The organism is Mycobacterium sp. SMC-15 (assembly GCF_045310925.1).
Taxonomy (GTDB): Bacteria; Actinomycetota; Actinomycetes; order Mycobacteriales; family Mycobacteriaceae; genus Mycobacterium.
On sequence record NZ_JBJIAJ010000010.1, the window covers coordinates 43,221 to 56,836 of the forward strand.

Annotated in this window: 16 protein-coding genes; 10 read left to right on the forward strand and 6 right to left on the reverse strand. The window is 65.5% G+C overall.

Going from position 1 to position 13,616, the window contains the following annotated elements:
* Nucleotides 1–12 precede the first annotated feature (12 nt).
* Together ACJH71_RS15545 and ACJH71_RS15550 are read right to left on the reverse strand one after the other, a co-directional pair.
* The gene (locus ACJH71_RS15545) at nt 13–1,101 is read right to left on the reverse strand and encodes a phosphodiester glycosidase family protein (RefSeq protein WP_406758892.1); all 1,089 of its coding nucleotides are present in this window, start codon (nt 1,099–1,101) and stop codon (nt 13–15) included.
* 124 nt (nt 1,102–1,225) lie between these two features.
* On the reverse strand, nt 1,226–1,948 hold the full coding sequence (locus ACJH71_RS15550; RefSeq protein WP_406758893.1) for a pirin family protein: 723 nt from the start codon (nt 1,946–1,948) through the stop codon (nt 1,226–1,228).
* Between the two features lie 124 nt (nt 1,949–2,072).
* Between ACJH71_RS15550 and ACJH71_RS15555 the strand changes: the two genes are divergently transcribed.
* Complete coding sequence (locus tag ACJH71_RS15555; RefSeq protein WP_406758894.1) at nt 2,073–3,986, forward strand: alpha/beta hydrolase; 1,914 nt, start codon at nt 2,073–2,075, stop codon at nt 3,984–3,986.
* Nucleotides 3,987–4,069: 83 nt separating this feature from the next.
* Entirely contained in the window at nt 4,070–4,543 is a 474-nt protein-coding gene (locus ACJH71_RS15560) for an LppA family lipoprotein (protein WP_406758895.1), read from the forward strand.
* 4 nt (nt 4,544–4,547) lie between these two features.
* Here the strand turns inward: ACJH71_RS15560 and ACJH71_RS15565 are convergent, their stop codons facing one another.
* Nucleotides 4,548–5,672: an NDMA-dependent alcohol dehydrogenase gene (locus ACJH71_RS15565; protein WP_067968924.1), complete on the reverse strand. Its 1,125-nt coding sequence runs from the start codon at nt 5,670–5,672 to the stop codon at nt 4,548–4,550.
* Between the two features lie 68 nt (nt 5,673–5,740).
* Nucleotides 5,741–6,484 (reverse strand): glucose 1-dehydrogenase, encoded by a 744-nt coding sequence (locus ACJH71_RS15570; RefSeq protein ID WP_406758896.1) that lies wholly within the window; start codon nt 6,482–6,484, stop codon nt 5,741–5,743.
* Nucleotides 6,485–6,532: 48 nt separating this feature from the next.
* Between ACJH71_RS15570 and ACJH71_RS15575 the strand changes: the two genes are divergently transcribed.
* The 5 genes from ACJH71_RS15575 to ACJH71_RS15595 are packed head-to-tail and all read left to right on the forward strand — an operon-like array spanning nt 6,533 to nt 10,810.
* Entirely contained in the window at nt 6,533–7,372 is an 840-nt protein-coding gene (locus ACJH71_RS15575) for an alpha/beta hydrolase (protein ID WP_406758897.1), read from the forward strand.
* Nucleotides 7,373–7,417: 45 nt separating this feature from the next.
* Complete coding sequence (locus ACJH71_RS15580; protein WP_406758898.1) at nt 7,418–8,167, forward strand: DUF2786 domain-containing protein; 750 nt, start codon at nt 7,418–7,420, stop codon at nt 8,165–8,167.
* Complete coding sequence (locus tag ACJH71_RS15585) at nt 8,164–8,673, forward strand: TIGR04338 family metallohydrolase (RefSeq protein ID WP_406758899.1); 510 nt, start codon at nt 8,164–8,166, stop codon at nt 8,671–8,673. Before ACJH71_RS15580 ends, ACJH71_RS15585 begins: the two co-directional genes overlap by 4 nt.
* A gap of 59 nt (nt 8,674–8,732) precedes the next feature.
* Entirely contained in the window at nt 8,733–10,418 is a 1,686-nt protein-coding gene (locus ACJH71_RS15590) for a hypothetical protein (RefSeq protein WP_406758900.1), read from the forward strand.
* Nucleotides 10,419–10,423: 5 nt separating this feature from the next.
* Entirely contained in the window at nt 10,424–10,810 is a 387-nt protein-coding gene (locus tag ACJH71_RS15595) for a hypothetical protein (protein ID WP_406758901.1), read from the forward strand.
* 98 nt (nt 10,811–10,908) lie between these two features.
* Here the strand turns inward: ACJH71_RS15595 and ACJH71_RS15600 are convergent, their stop codons facing one another.
* A complete protein-coding gene (locus tag ACJH71_RS15600) occupies nt 10,909–11,265 on the reverse strand; it encodes a DUF732 domain-containing protein (RefSeq protein ID WP_406758902.1) in 357 nt (118 codons plus the stop codon).
* Between the two features lie 125 nt (nt 11,266–11,390).
* Here ACJH71_RS15600 and ACJH71_RS15605 point away from each other — a divergent pair, with 125 nt between their 5' ends.
* Entirely contained in the window at nt 11,391–12,005 is a 615-nt protein-coding gene (locus ACJH71_RS15605; RefSeq protein ID WP_406758903.1) for a transglutaminase family protein, read from the forward strand.
* A gap of 83 nt (nt 12,006–12,088) precedes the next feature.
* On the opposite strand, the gene ACJH71_RS15610 is transcribed toward ACJH71_RS15605, so the two are convergent.
* The gene (locus ACJH71_RS15610; RefSeq protein ID WP_406758904.1) at nt 12,089–12,238 is read right to left on the reverse strand and encodes a metallothionein; all 150 of its coding nucleotides are present in this window, start codon (nt 12,236–12,238) and stop codon (nt 12,089–12,091) included.
* Between the two features lie 123 nt (nt 12,239–12,361).
* On the opposite strand from ACJH71_RS15610, the gene ACJH71_RS15615 reads away from it, so the two are divergent.
* The gene (locus tag ACJH71_RS15615) at nt 12,362–13,021 is read left to right on the forward strand and encodes an O-methyltransferase (RefSeq protein WP_406758905.1); all 660 of its coding nucleotides are present in this window, start codon (nt 12,362–12,364) and stop codon (nt 13,019–13,021) included.
* A gap of 129 nt (nt 13,022–13,150) precedes the next feature.
* Nucleotides 13,151–13,594, forward strand: a complete 444-nt coding sequence (locus tag ACJH71_RS15620; protein ID WP_406758906.1) for an SPW repeat protein — start codon at nt 13,151–13,153, stop codon at nt 13,592–13,594.
* Nucleotides 13,595–13,616: the final 22 nt, after the last annotated feature.

Consider the following 13,616-nt stretch of genomic DNA (forward strand, 5'->3'; position numbering starts at 1 on the left):
GCCCGCCGCTGATCAATTGAATCCGAGCCAGCTGGGCAGCCCGCGTTCGTGCGCGTCGCACAGCACCTGTGCGGTGTCGCAGGATCCGCGTGGCACTCCGGCGCCGGTCCACATGCCGCCGGAGTCGCGGCGCAGTACGACCGCCGACGAAGAACCGCCGTCGAGCAGGATGGCGTGGTCGCTGCCCAGGCCGCGGAACAGATCCTGCATGTTGTCGGGTGTGTAGTGGCCGCCCTGGAAGATATACAGCTCGTCCTTGGCTCGTGAATAGCCCACGGCGGTGCGTGCCGCGCTCGGCCCGCCGTCGTTCAGTTGCCCGGTGACGCCCGGGGCCAGCAATCCCAGTCCGCTCACCGCGACGAACCGGTCCCCGCGTTCCACCAGGCCGGTGACCGTCGGACCGGCCGAGTCGTAGTCCCCACCGTCGCGACCGCCGCGCGGCCACAACACATATGGTGCGCCGCGAGTCGGCAGGATCATCGTGGTCAGCGTCGACCAGTGCTCGTTGCCGCCGGACAGTCCTTGCTTGCCGGCGTAGGGGACGGTGCCGGTGACTGCGACGTTGGCCCGGCCCTTGCCGCGGGTGTTGTCGACGTAGGCGCCCAGTGGGGAACTGCACTTGGTGGTTCGCCAGGATCCGCCCCGCTGGCCGCGGATGTCGAAGAAGTTGGCGTTGATCGCCACCATCGGCCGGCCCAGCACCTGCCAGGCTTGCAGCGGGGTGTAGAGCTCGGAGGCCTGCATCAGGCCCTCGCTGGTGCGGGCCCGCGGATCGCGCTCGCAGCGGCTCTGAGCGCCGCTATGGCTGTCGACCAGCAGGTGCGGCTCGATGCGTTGCGAGGCCGACTTGAGGACTACCAGATGCCCGCCGCCGGACATCTCATACCAGTCGCCAGCGGCGTTGAGCATCGGTGTGGGATGCCCGCTGCCGAAGTTGTACACCAGGTAGGAGCCCGGGGTCCGGGCGATCGCGGCGGCCAACTGGTCTTGGGCGGCGGCACGCGCGGTCGGCTGGCCCGGGCCGATCGCCAGGGTTGCGCAGAGCAGCACCGCGGCGCAGCCGGCCGCCAGTCGGCGCGCGAAAGCCACTGGAGTCGACACTGTTCATCCCTTCGGCTCCGGACTGGGGGAGACACCAAATTCCTACGGTAGCCACCGAAACCGCAGAGACAACCTGCGTGACCGGATTGTGCTGCGTCGGTGGCGGATTGGTTATGGCCAGCGATCAGCCGCCGAGACGGCTGTGCATCTCCCAGATGAGGATCTCCGACTGTGCGGATGCGGTAAGGCGTTGACCGCCGCCGCCGGTGCAGCGGACCGCGTCACCGGTGTGTAGCGCACCGGCGTCCTCCAGATCGACGTGGCCGGCCGCGACGAACAGATGGGTATACGGCGCATCGGGTAGCCCGACCTGGTCTCCGGGCTGCAGCCGCGCCACGTACAGCGTGGCACCCGCATTGCCGATGCTGATCGCGGCGTCGGGGGCACTGCCCGAGGCGACGGTGATGAGCCCACCGCCCGCCAGTGCCTCGCCGATGTCGTGCTGCTGATAGCCCGGCGTGCGCCCCGCTGTATCCGGCATGATCCACATCTGGATGAAATGCACCGGCTCGCTGGCGGATTCGTTCTTCTCCGAATGCAGAATGCCGGTGCCTGCCGACATCCGTTGCGCCAGGCCAGGATGAATGACGCCTGCGTTGCCGATCGAATCGTGGTGGCTCAACGCGCCGGACAGCACCCAGGTGACGATCTCCGCGTCGCGGTGCGGGTGGGTGTCAAAGCCAGCACCCGGCGCGACGACGTCATCGTTGTTGACCAGCAGCAGCCCGTGATGGGTGTTATCCGGGTCGTAGTAATCGTTGAACGAGAACGAATGCCGCGAGTTCAGCCACGGCGCATGGGTGGTCGCGCGGTCATCAGCCCGTCGTACATCAAGCAGGCTGGTCATGACTTCCAAGGTTAGCGCGCAATCCGGCCGGTGCCGGTAGTCTCACTGCAACCGCCGAGGCGATACGGAGGTAGCAGGCGATGTCCGTCGAAACCGGCGCGCGCTATGACGCCGGTATCGTCGCGTGAGCCGTCCAACGCTGCAGCATCTGCAGATCGCCGAGCTCATTTCCCACGCCGGCGGTGATCCGTGGGCGGTCGATGACAGTCTGCAGGCCGGCAGCCCCACCCAGATCAACTTCCTGGCCCAGGCATTCCACTCCGCCGCCGGCTCGGCGACAACGGCCGAGGAAACGTTTGTCACCGCCCAGCAGCACTTCGAGCAGTACAACAGGGAGAACGGCGAGCAACCGATCAACAACAGCGCCGAGGTGCAGCGGGTCAAGGACGGCCTGCACGCCACCAATCAGCAGCTCGGCCAGATCGCCGCGGACCTGGAGACCATCGCCGCGGCTTTGGCGCAGGCCCGCGCCGCCTCGCTGGCCAACATCACCGCGCTCAACGCTAACCTGATCGTCCTCGACGCCCGTATCGGGGTGTACCTGGAGCAGGAGAACCAGGGCTACGACCACGACGCGGACATCGCGCAGTGCCGCCAGCTGGCCGAGGACGACACCGCGACCGCGCTGCACAACGCCACGGTCATCCGCAACGGCTACTCCAAGACCCTGCAACAGGCCCTGACGAATCTGCGGGTACGGGACGGCTACGACCCTGACGTGACGGTGCGCAAGTTCGACGCGGACGCGCCGGCGCCGCCCCCGGGACCCGTGCCCGACGATCCCAAGCAGTTCAACGACTACTGGAACAGCCTGACTCCTGGACAGAAGGACTGGCTCTACAACGCCGACCACAACATCGGCAATCATCCGGGCATGCCCAGCGATCCGCCGGATCACTTGGGTTACGACCACTACAACAAGCTGCACCTGGCCGACGAACTCAGCCGGGCACAGGGCGCCGCAGCGCAGGCCGACGCATTGAAGAACCAGCATCCGGACTGGGCTGCCGGCAACAACATTCCGCGTCCCAATGAGCCGGGGGCGATTTTTGATGACCGTGTTGCCTACGAGAATTGGCAGCGTCAGTACGACGCGGCAAGGGAGGCGTCCAAGTATCTACCCGACCTGCGGGCTGTCGACTCGGTGCTGCGGGCCAGTCCGGATCGCAAACTGATGCTGCTGGACACTCAGAGCGGAACGCAGGCCCGCGCGGCCATCGCGGTCGGGGATCCAGACAAGGCGACCCACGTGTCGGTCACCACCCCTGGGCTCAACACCACGGTGCACGGGGGCATCGAAAGCATGGCGGAAGAGGCCACCAACGTCAGGCGGGAAGCACTGCGGCAATTGCGGTTCGAGCCGGGACACGAGAGCGATACCGTCTCGACGATCGCCTGGATCGGGTACGACCCCCCGCAGGTTCCCGGCTTCGACGACAAGACCGCATCGCTGGCCGGAATCTGGGGAGTCACGCACGACGACCTCGCCCGCTCCGGCGCGCACGATCTGGCTCGCTTCTACGACGGGATCCAGGCCTCGCACCTGGGCGGCCCCGCCGACCTGACCGCGATCGGGCACTCCTACGGATCGCTGACCACCGGACTGGCCCTGCAGGAGCCCGGCGATCACGGCGTGTCGCGGGCGCTGTTCTACGGGTCTCCTGGCATCGAGGCGTCCACGCCGGGGGACCTGCACCTGCAGCCCGGTCAGGTGTTCGCCATGGAAGCCCCCGACGACAAGATCCAATGGGTCTACGACGCCAGAGCGGTCGGCCAGGGCATTCCGATCCTCGGCACCTACCTCAACAACGAGCTCGGCGATTTCGGGCCCAACCCGGCCACCAACCCCGAATTCACCCGCTTGGAAACCGGTGCCGCGACAGTGCCCGACGGCCACGGTGGCACCATCACCCTGCAAGAGGCTCACGGACACAGTGACTACCCCCGCTTCCCCGACGGTGGAGGCCTTCGAACGACCAACTACAACATCGCCGCCGTCCTCGCGGGCCTGGGCGACAAGGCGGTTCAAGGAAATTGATGTTTCACCGAGTGTCCCCACCCCAGCCGCGACGATGCCTGCTCGCTGTCTTGGCCATCGCCGCACTCACCGCAGGATGTCACATGACGCAACCGTATGAACCCACTCCGCCCAGCGTCGCCGCCGAGGCCCTGGCCGTGCTCAAGTCGTTGCCGTCGTTTGAGGACACTCAAACTCAGGTAGCCGCCACGATGAATGAGATAACGGCCGCCGCAAAACAACTCATCCCGTCGATCGTCTGGGAGACCCTGGACGAGGGCGACGGCGGAAATTGCGAGCGGCCATACGAGCAAACCGACGGTAAGCGTTACTTCCTACCGGACGCGGTTGCCCGCGATGTCGCGGTGTCAGAGCAGGCCTGGGCCCAGCTTGAACGGACCGCCAAGGAGGCGGCCGCCAAGCTGGAGGCCACCGAGGTGCAGGTGATGCAGAACCAGCCGGGCAATCACGACGTCGGCTTCTACGGTCCCACCGGCCTTTTCATCAAGGTCGGCTACCGCGGCAACCTGGTGGTCTCCGGTTACACCGGTTGCCGGCTGCCGCGGGAGGCGAAGTAACCGCCTACCAGTCCGACTCGTCGTAGGTGATCACGCCGCGGATGTTCTTGCCGTCGACCATGTCCTGGTAGCCGGTGTTGATGTCCTCGAGCTTGTAAGTCGTGGTGATCATCTCGTCGATCTTGAGCAGCCCAGACTTGTACAGACCCACCAGCTTGGGCGTCTCGATGTGCGAGCTGCCGCCGCCGAAGATGTTGCCCTTCAACGTCTTCTGCAACATGGTGAACAAGAACAGGTTCAGCTTGACATCGGCGTCGACCATCGAGCCCATCCCGGTGACCACGCAGGTGCCGGTCTTGGCGGTCAGGATGAGCGCCTCTTCGATGTACTCGCCCTTCATGTCGCCGACGGCGATGATCACCTTGTCGGCCATCAGGCCCCAGGTCTCCTCCATGACCGGCATGATCGCCTCGGCCATCGACGGGTAGACGTGGGTGGCGCCGAACTTGACGGCCTGGTCGCGCTTGAAGGGCACCGGGTCGATCGCGATGACGCGGCGAGCACCGGAGAGCACCGCGCCCTGCAGGGCGCTCATGCCGATACCGCCCACACCGATGATGATCACGGTCTCGCCGGGCTTGACCTCGGCGACGTTGGTGGCCGAACCGAAACCGGTCGGCACCGCGCAGCCCATGATGGCCGCGGTCTCGAACGGCACGTCCTTGTCGATCTTGACCACGGAGTCCTGGTGCACGGTCATGTAGGGCGAGAAGGTGCCGAGCAGGTTCATCGCCGAGACCTCGTGGCTGCCGGCGTGGATCCGGTTGGTGCCGTCGGCGATGGCCTTGCCGCCCAGCAGTACCGCCCCGCGGTCACACAGCGAGCGGAAACCCTTCATACAGGGCGGACAGTTGCCGCAGGCCGGGATGAAGGCCATGACGACGTGGTCGCCCTCTTCCAGGCCGGTGACGCCCTTGCCGACCTTGGTGATGACGCCGGCGCCCTCGTGCCCGCCCAGCGCCGGCAGGGCCATCGGGGTGGCTCCGGTGGTCAGGTGGTAGTCGGAGTGGCACATCCCCGCGGCGTGCATCCGGACCTGGACTTCGCCTTCAACGGGGTCGCCCAGCTCGATCTCGTCGACCCGCCACGGCGAGTTCAGCTCCCACAACAATGCGCCCTTGGTCTTCATGACCGGCCATCATAGAACACGTTTCAGAAGTTGCCCCGACGGGTGCTCTTAGCTGGGAGAATGCTGTCCTATCCAGTCTTGTGGGGGATACCCACCGACAGGCCCCCGTCGATCACGATGTCGGCCCCGGTCATGTAGGAGGACTCGTCGGAGGCCAGGAAAACCACCGCGGTGGACACCTCCGCCGACTTGGCGCCCCGGCCCAGCGGAATCTGCAGCGAGTCATCGGGGATCGCGATCGTCATCCGGGTGCGGATCAGCCCGGGCAACACACTGTTGATCCGGATGTTGTGCGGCGCCAGCTCGACGGCGGCGGCCTTGGCCAGCCCGCGCACCCCCCACTTCGACGCAACATAGCCGTAGAGGCCAGCGGTGCCACGCATGCCTTCTACCGAGGAGATGTTGATGATGGAGCCGCCGCCGGCGGCCTTCATCGGCGCGACAGCGGCGTGCATGCCCAGCATGGTTCCGGTCAGGTTGACGTCGAGAACCTGCTGCCAGGCGGCGGCGTCGAAGTTCTCCAGGGTGTTGTATTTGGCGATCCCGGCGTTGTTGACCACGACGTTGAGGCTGCCGAAAGCATCGACCGCGGTCTGGGCGGCTGCCTGCCACTGCTCGGCCTGGGTGACGTCGAGGCGGACGAACCGGGCGGTGTCGGCCCCCAGCTCATCGGCGAGTTTGCTGCCCTCGTCCTCCAGGACGTCCGCGATCACGATCTTGGCGCCCTCGGCGGCCAGCGCCCGGGCGTGTGCCGCGCCCATTCCCCGCGCGCCGCCGCTGATCAGCGCAACTTTGCCCTCGACTCGTCCCATGGCTGGCGAGGTTACCTGGGCGGGCGCTTTGCCCGTTACGCTGCCCTGATGGCTGTGACCCGCACCGAGCGAACCTTCGATGGAGTGCGGGCGGTACCGATCGTCTACGACACCTGGACGCCGGACGTGCCGCCGCGTGCCGTGGTGGTGCTGTCCCACGGTTTCGGCGAGCATGCCCGTCGCTACGACCACGTCGCGCAGCGGTTCGCTGCGGCGGGGTTGGTGACTTATGCGCTGGACCACCGCGGACACGGGCGCTCGGGCGGCAAGCGAGTGCTGTGCCGCGACATCGCGGAATACACCGGTGACTTCCACACACTGGCGTCTATCGCTGCCCGCGAGCACCCAGGACTGCCACGCGTGGTGCTCGGGCACAGCATGGGCGGGGCGATCGTGTTCAGCTACGGCGTCGACCGCCCCGACGACTACCAGCTGATGGTGCTGTCCGGGCCCGCGGTGGCCATGACCGACACGGTGTCGCCAGGCTTGGCGTTCGTCGCCAAGGCGGTCGGGGCCATTGCGCCGAGCCTGCCGGTGGAGAAGCTCGACAGCGCCCTGGTCTCGCGTGACCCGGCAGTGGTGGTCGCCTACAACGAGGATCCCCTCGTGCACCACGGTCGGGTACCGGCCGGTGTCGCACGGGCGCTGATCAAGGTCGGCGAGACCATGCCGACGCGGGCGCAGGCACTGACGGTGCCGCTGCTGGTGGTACATGGGGCCGAAGACGGTCTCGTGCCCGCCGAGGGCAGCACGCGGCTGGTGCAGTGCGTCGGTTCGGACGACGTGCAGCTGACCGTGTACCCGGGGCTCTACCACGAGGTATTCAACGAACCAGAGCGCGCGCAGGTGCTCGACGACGTGGTGGGCTGGATCGACGCGCACCTGTGAGTTGCCGTCGGCGCGGTGTCGCCGGCGTCGGTTAGCGTGGCGGCCATGAGCGACGACAAGATGTTGGCGCGGATCGCCGCCCTGTTGCGCCAGGCCGAGGGCACCGACAACGCCCACGAAGCCGACGCATTCATGGCGGCGGCGCAACGGCTGGCCACTGCGACCTCTATCGACCTGGCGGTGGCTCGTGCGCACTCAGCCACCCGAACAGCGGCCACCGCGCCGGTGCAGCGCACCATCACCATCGGAGCGCCCGGTGCGCGGGGGTTGCGCACCTATGTGCAGCTGTTCGTCGGGATCGCCACCGCCAATGACGTGCGCTGCGACGTGGCGACCAATTCGACCTATGTGTACGCCTACGGCTTCGCCGAGGACATCGACGCCACCCACGCCCTCTACGCCAGCCTGGTCGTTCAGATGGTCCGGGCCTCGGACACGTATATCGCCACCGGCGAGCACCGCCCGACCCCGACCATCACCGCTCGGCTGAACTTCCACCTGGCGTTCGGCGCCCGGGTCGGCCAGCGGCTGGCCGAGGCCCGCGATGAGACCCGACGCGATGCCGAGAAGGATCGGAGCCGGGCGCCGGGGACCGCGATCGCGTTGCGCAACAAGGAGGTCGAGCTGCGCGACTTCTACCGCGGTACGTCGAAGGCGCGGGGCACCTGGCGGGCCACCCGGGCGTCGGCGGGGTATTCATCTGCGGCGCGTCGGGCCGGGGATCGGGCTGGGCGCAAAGCCCGGCTGGGCGACAGCGCTGAGCTGTCGGTGGCGCGGTCCGCGCTGGAGCGGTGAGCGGCAACGCTTCAGAGCGCGATGGTCAGCGCGCCAAGGTCTACGCCGCGGAGGTCTTCGTCCGCACCTTGTTCGACCGCGCCGCCGAGACCGGCAGGCGCAATCTGGAGTTCTTCGGCGCCGAGCTGACCTTGCCGCCCGAGGCCCGCTTCGGTTCGGTGGCCGCCGTGGGGCGCTACGTCGATGACGTCATGGCACTGTCGACGGTGCGCGTTCGGTGGCCGGATGCTTCCGGGTTGGCCGTGCGCGCGCGCCGCGGCGCCACGGCAGCGCACTACGAAAAGATCGGTGCGGCAGGCGTTATCGCCGTGCCGGATCAACGCGGCGTGGACTGGGCGTTGCGAGAACTGGTGGTGCTGCATGAGATTGCGCACCATCTGTGTGATGCTCGGCCGCCGCACGGCCCCGAGTTCGTCGCGACGTTCTGTGAGCTGGCCGAAATGGTGATGGGCCCGGAGTTGGGATATGTGCTGCGGGTGGTGTTCGCCAAAGAGGGTGTGCGGTGACGTGCGCTCCGGTGCGGTGTCGGTCATGATCTGACGATGGCGAGTAGCGCGGGTGCGCCGTGAGTCGTCCGAGCCTGCAGTATCTGGGGCTCGGTGACCTTGTCGCCGGCGCGGGCGGTGATCCGTGGGCCGTTGACGACGGCGTGCAGGCCGGCAGCCCCGCCCAGATCAACTTCCTGGCGCAGGCGTTTCATTCGGCGGCCGGTTCGTCCACCGCGGCCGAGGAAACCTTCCGCACCGCCCAGCAGCACTTCGAGCAGTACAACCGCGAGAACGGTGAGCAGCCGATCAACAACGGCGCCGAGGTGCAGCGGGTCAAGGACGGCCTGCACGCCACCAACCAGCAACTCGGCCAGATCGCGGCCGACTTGGAGACCATCGCCGCCGCCCTGGCCCAGGCTCGGCAGCGCTGCGATGAGCAGATCGAGGCGCTCAATGCGAATCTGCGGGGCTACGACGAGTATCTGGCTGACTACAACACCCACTACTTGGCGTACACGTTGCACGGCGACGACATCGATGGCCTGATCGAAAAGTGTTGGAACGGTGCGATAACCGACACACGGACGGTCCTGTCAAACGTCACGCTCATCCGCGGCGGCTATGCCAAGGTGCTGCAGTCTGCGCTGACGAACCTGCGGGTCAAGGACGGCTACGAGCCCGATGTCGTGGTGCACAGCTTCGAGGCCGGTCGCGACGTGCCGGCACCGGTGAACCCCGGCGATGTGGAGAGTTTCAAGGTCTTAGCCCAGGAGGTCCTGGCCAACGACGGTGTTCCGCCGGATCAGATCGGAGCGCGCATCAACGCGGCGGTGCTGCAGGCCCAACAGCCGCTATCGCGCTACGGTGCCCCCGAATCGCAGCGGCAGGCGCCGCTGGGGTTCGGCGATGCATTCGGGGACCGTTGGCAAGCCACAGAAGAGGTCGTCAAGAACCTGCTCGGGCAGGGCGGACCAGGTGCCCCCGGTGTCCTGGAATCGTGGGGTGGCCTGGCCAAGGGGCTCGGTAACTCCTTCCTCAACCCGGTCGGCGCGGGTGTCGCCCAAGTCAAAGACGCCCTGAACGCGCCCAGTCCCGCCTACTTTCTGGGCGAGAAGGCTTTCGATGTCAGCGCCGCCGCCGTCACGCTTCCTTTTGGGGCGGAGGGGGCATCGATTCGGGCCGGGCTCGGTGAGATCGGCCGCGGTGTACTCGACACAGGCCCGGTGGTTTCGTCATACGCAGATGTCGGATTCGACGTTCCCGCCACCTACCATCCGTGGGCGGAATACTCGGCCATGGATCTCAACTACGCGAGTAGGCACGGAGGGCCGACAGCCGGCTTCAGTGAGGAAGTCGCTGACATGTCCACCCACTATGTGGGCGACAACCCAGACCGCGTCGTCCTGGGTAGGTTCGACGGCCAGGAGGGTGGCTACATCGGCGAAGCCCGGGGTAACGGTGGCATCTACTTCGATACCGGTGACCGAACCTGGGATGCGCTGACCAACGGATTTGGCGATACGCAGCAGCGAGGCGTGGCGTGGCAAGTAAACAAACAGTTTCTCCGCGCTCAGATGGAAGAGGGTGTGCCGCGGATTGAATACGTAATACCTGAGGGCTATACAAGCGTTGAGCAACTGGCCGTGGAGGACAGGTTGTCGTACTCCGCTGCTGAGATAAATTTTCTGAAAGAAAACGCCGCTCAATATGGCTATCAACAATACGGAAATGTGTGGCTGTACGGAGGAGGCGGCTTACCATGAAGCCAATGGATCTGGGCCAATTCCTCGGCCACACGCTTTCCGGCGCCGGTTTAGAGATGGACGAAGTGCTGGACGACCTCATATATGCTGATCGTGGGGCCTGGGCGATTTTCTACCGAGGGCCTGACTGCAAGTTGCAGCTCTATTGGTCTGCGCGAAATGGTGGCTTGAACTTCATGCTAGCGCCGCTCGACGCGCCGAATGAGTTCGGTTTATCGAACCAATCGAGGGCGTGGCAGTCCATGCTTCGTCTTAGCGATGCGCACGATCAGTTGAAGACGCCCGGAATGAGTGCCGACGATAACGAGATTATGGCGTGGTTGAAGGATATTTTTGAAATACATTTTGGGTCGGCGCGTGCAGCCTTATTGGCAGAGGAGCGTCCTCGCTAGCCCCGGCGCGGTCACTTGCAAGGACGCCTGACTGTTGGTATGTCGGGCAACGCGCCGTCGACGATTTCTGTCGAGAAGGCGCGCGTTCCGGCGACTAGTTAGGTATTCGGTCTTTCACTGGGCGCACCAAGGGTGTCAGGGCAAAGTTTCTCCTGTGCCGCCTGAGCGATCTCCCAATAAAAAAGCGGAAAAGCGTTGAGGATCGGGCTAAGCGACGCCTTCGGTTCCATCTGCTCAAGGGTCATGCCCTCTCTGAGGCCACGACAAGTCCCCAATCCTCCAGCAAGAGTGCTGTTGTCATCCGCACGCCCAAGGAAGCCGTACTGACTTGGTACGCCAAGCTCGTGAACCCGGTCGAGGAATGATTGATTACGGTCGAGGAGTGATTGGTCATCAGCACTGGCAATCGGTGCCGCTGCGATGCTTGCCGCGAGAGCGGCGATGAGTAGCTTCATCCCGACCTCTCCTTTTCTTGTGGTCGTGGTTTGAGGATGTGACGCGTTGGCGGGTTCACCCATGGGTTTCGCTCATAATAGCGCCCCGTGGATTGGCGGACTTTGGATCTAGCTAGGGTCAGTGAGTGACGAATTCCTTCCCGGTGCTTGAAGCCACAGGACCAGGGGCGTATCTGGGAGAAGATGAATTCGTCCAGTGCAACGGGTCGCCTGTCCGGTACCTTGCTCGGGAATTACGGCGGCCTGTGGTCGATGATTTTTCGTTCGCCCAGGCCGCGTTCGAGTGGGTGCGAGACGAGGTCGCTCACTCCTACGACGTTGCAGACCCCCGGGTGACGCTGACCGCCAGTGAAGTTCTCGAGCATCGCGTCGGACTCTGCTACGCCAAATCACACTTGCTGGCGGCACTGCTTCGAGCAGAAGGCATCCCCGCCGGTCTCTGCTATCAGCGTCTGGTGCACGGCGACAGCCACGTTCTCCACGGACTTGTCGCGGTCTATCTCGACGGAGCCTGGCATCGCCAGGACGCGCGCGGCAACAAGGACGGTGTTGACGCGCAGTTCTCCCTCGGCTCGGAACGACTCGCGTGGCCCGTTGACACCTCTCTCGGTGAGATCGACTACCCGCAGGTCTTTGCTTCCCCCGTGCGGTGTGTCATTGACGCCTTGCGTGATGCGACCGACGTCCTTGCACTGTGCGATGCGGGCCTGCCGAATGCGCTCGGTGCCGAAGCCTGCTAAACGGCCCCCGGGTGGTGTAAACCAAGAAGAGGCGCCGGTGACGCACAACAGTCGAGGTTGTGCGTCACCGGCGCCGTCTGTCGTTAGTTCTTGACGGGTACCAGTTCGTCGCCGCAGGTGCAGCGGTAGCTCACGTTCGCTCCGGAGCAGTGGCACGCAGTCTCGATACGCACCCGGCATCCACAGCCGTCGTGGCCGCACGTCAGTACGGTCCCATCCTCGTAGTTCGCCATGTGTCCCACCTTCCTCTGTGATCCCCCAGCGGGTGCCGGGTTCCCCGACTATATACCCCATAGGGGTATGGGGTAAAGAAAATTCGGGAGCCAGAACCGCGATCGCGGGCTAGCCTGGGTTAAGTGACTGAAAAGCCCACGCCCCGCGAAATCGATACCCTGCTGGACAACCTGTACGCCGGAGCGGACCCGGCGCTGACGGCGGCGCTGGCCGCCAGCGACGAGGCCGGACTACCGCCGATCGCGGTCTCGGTACAACAAGGCAAATTCCTGAATCTGCTGGCGACCGCGGCCCGTGCCCGCCGCATCCTGGAGATCGGCACGCTGGGCGGCTACAGCACCATCTGGCTGGCGCGCGCCGTCGGGGCTACCGGCTCGGTGGTGACGTTGGAGTACGAGCCCAAGCATGCCGAGGTCGCTCGCGCCAATCTCGACCGTGCCGGTGTCGGTGACCGGGTGCAGATTCTGGTGGGTGCCGCACTGGAGACCCTGCCGACGCTGACCGCCGACCCGTTCGACCTGGTGTTCATCGACGCCGACAAGGAGAACAACGTCGGCTACCTGAATTGGGCCGTGCAGCTGTGCCGTGCCGGCTCGGTGATCGTGGTGGACAACGTGATCCGCGAGGGCGCGATCCTGGAGCCGCGCTCGGATGACGCGACGGCGCGCGGTAGCCGGGACGTGTTGGAGCTGATGGGCAAGCATCCGCGGTTGCGGGCCGCAGCGCTGCAGACAGTCGGGGCCAAGGGCTGGGACGGCTTCGCCCTGGCCATCGTCGACTAGCGGTGGCCGATCGCCGTTTTGCCGGCTAATTTTTCGTTGCTGGCGAACAGCGTCCGGGCGTAATCTTTCATCAGATGGATGGGTGCAGCTGGCACCAAACCGCCTGTTAAATAACAGAAAGGTTACGAAATGAGTACAGTCCATTCATCAATCGATCACCACCCTGACCTGTTAGCTCTGCGGGCACGGTACGAGCGCGCCGCCGAGTCGATGACTGCGCAGGGAACCTTCGGATTGACGCTGCTTGCGGCCGTCTACGGGGCCGTATCCCCGTGGATTGTCGGATTCGACGCGAGCACCCGGCTGGCCGTCAACAACCTGGTCGTGGGACTCTGCGTCGCATTCTTGGCGTGCGGGATGGCGGCGGCGCTGGACCGCATGCACGGCCTGGCGTGGACCCTGCCGGTCTTCGGCGTGTGGTTCATGGCATCGCCCTGGATCCTGCTGCACGGATCACCGAGCACCGAGATGATCTGGTCCAACGTGATCACCGGTGCGGTGTTGACGATCCTCGGCCTTAACGCCGCGTACTTCGGTATGCGGGCGCGGGGTGAGTCAGCCCGGCACGCCTGATCACCCGATCGCGAAGAGTCCC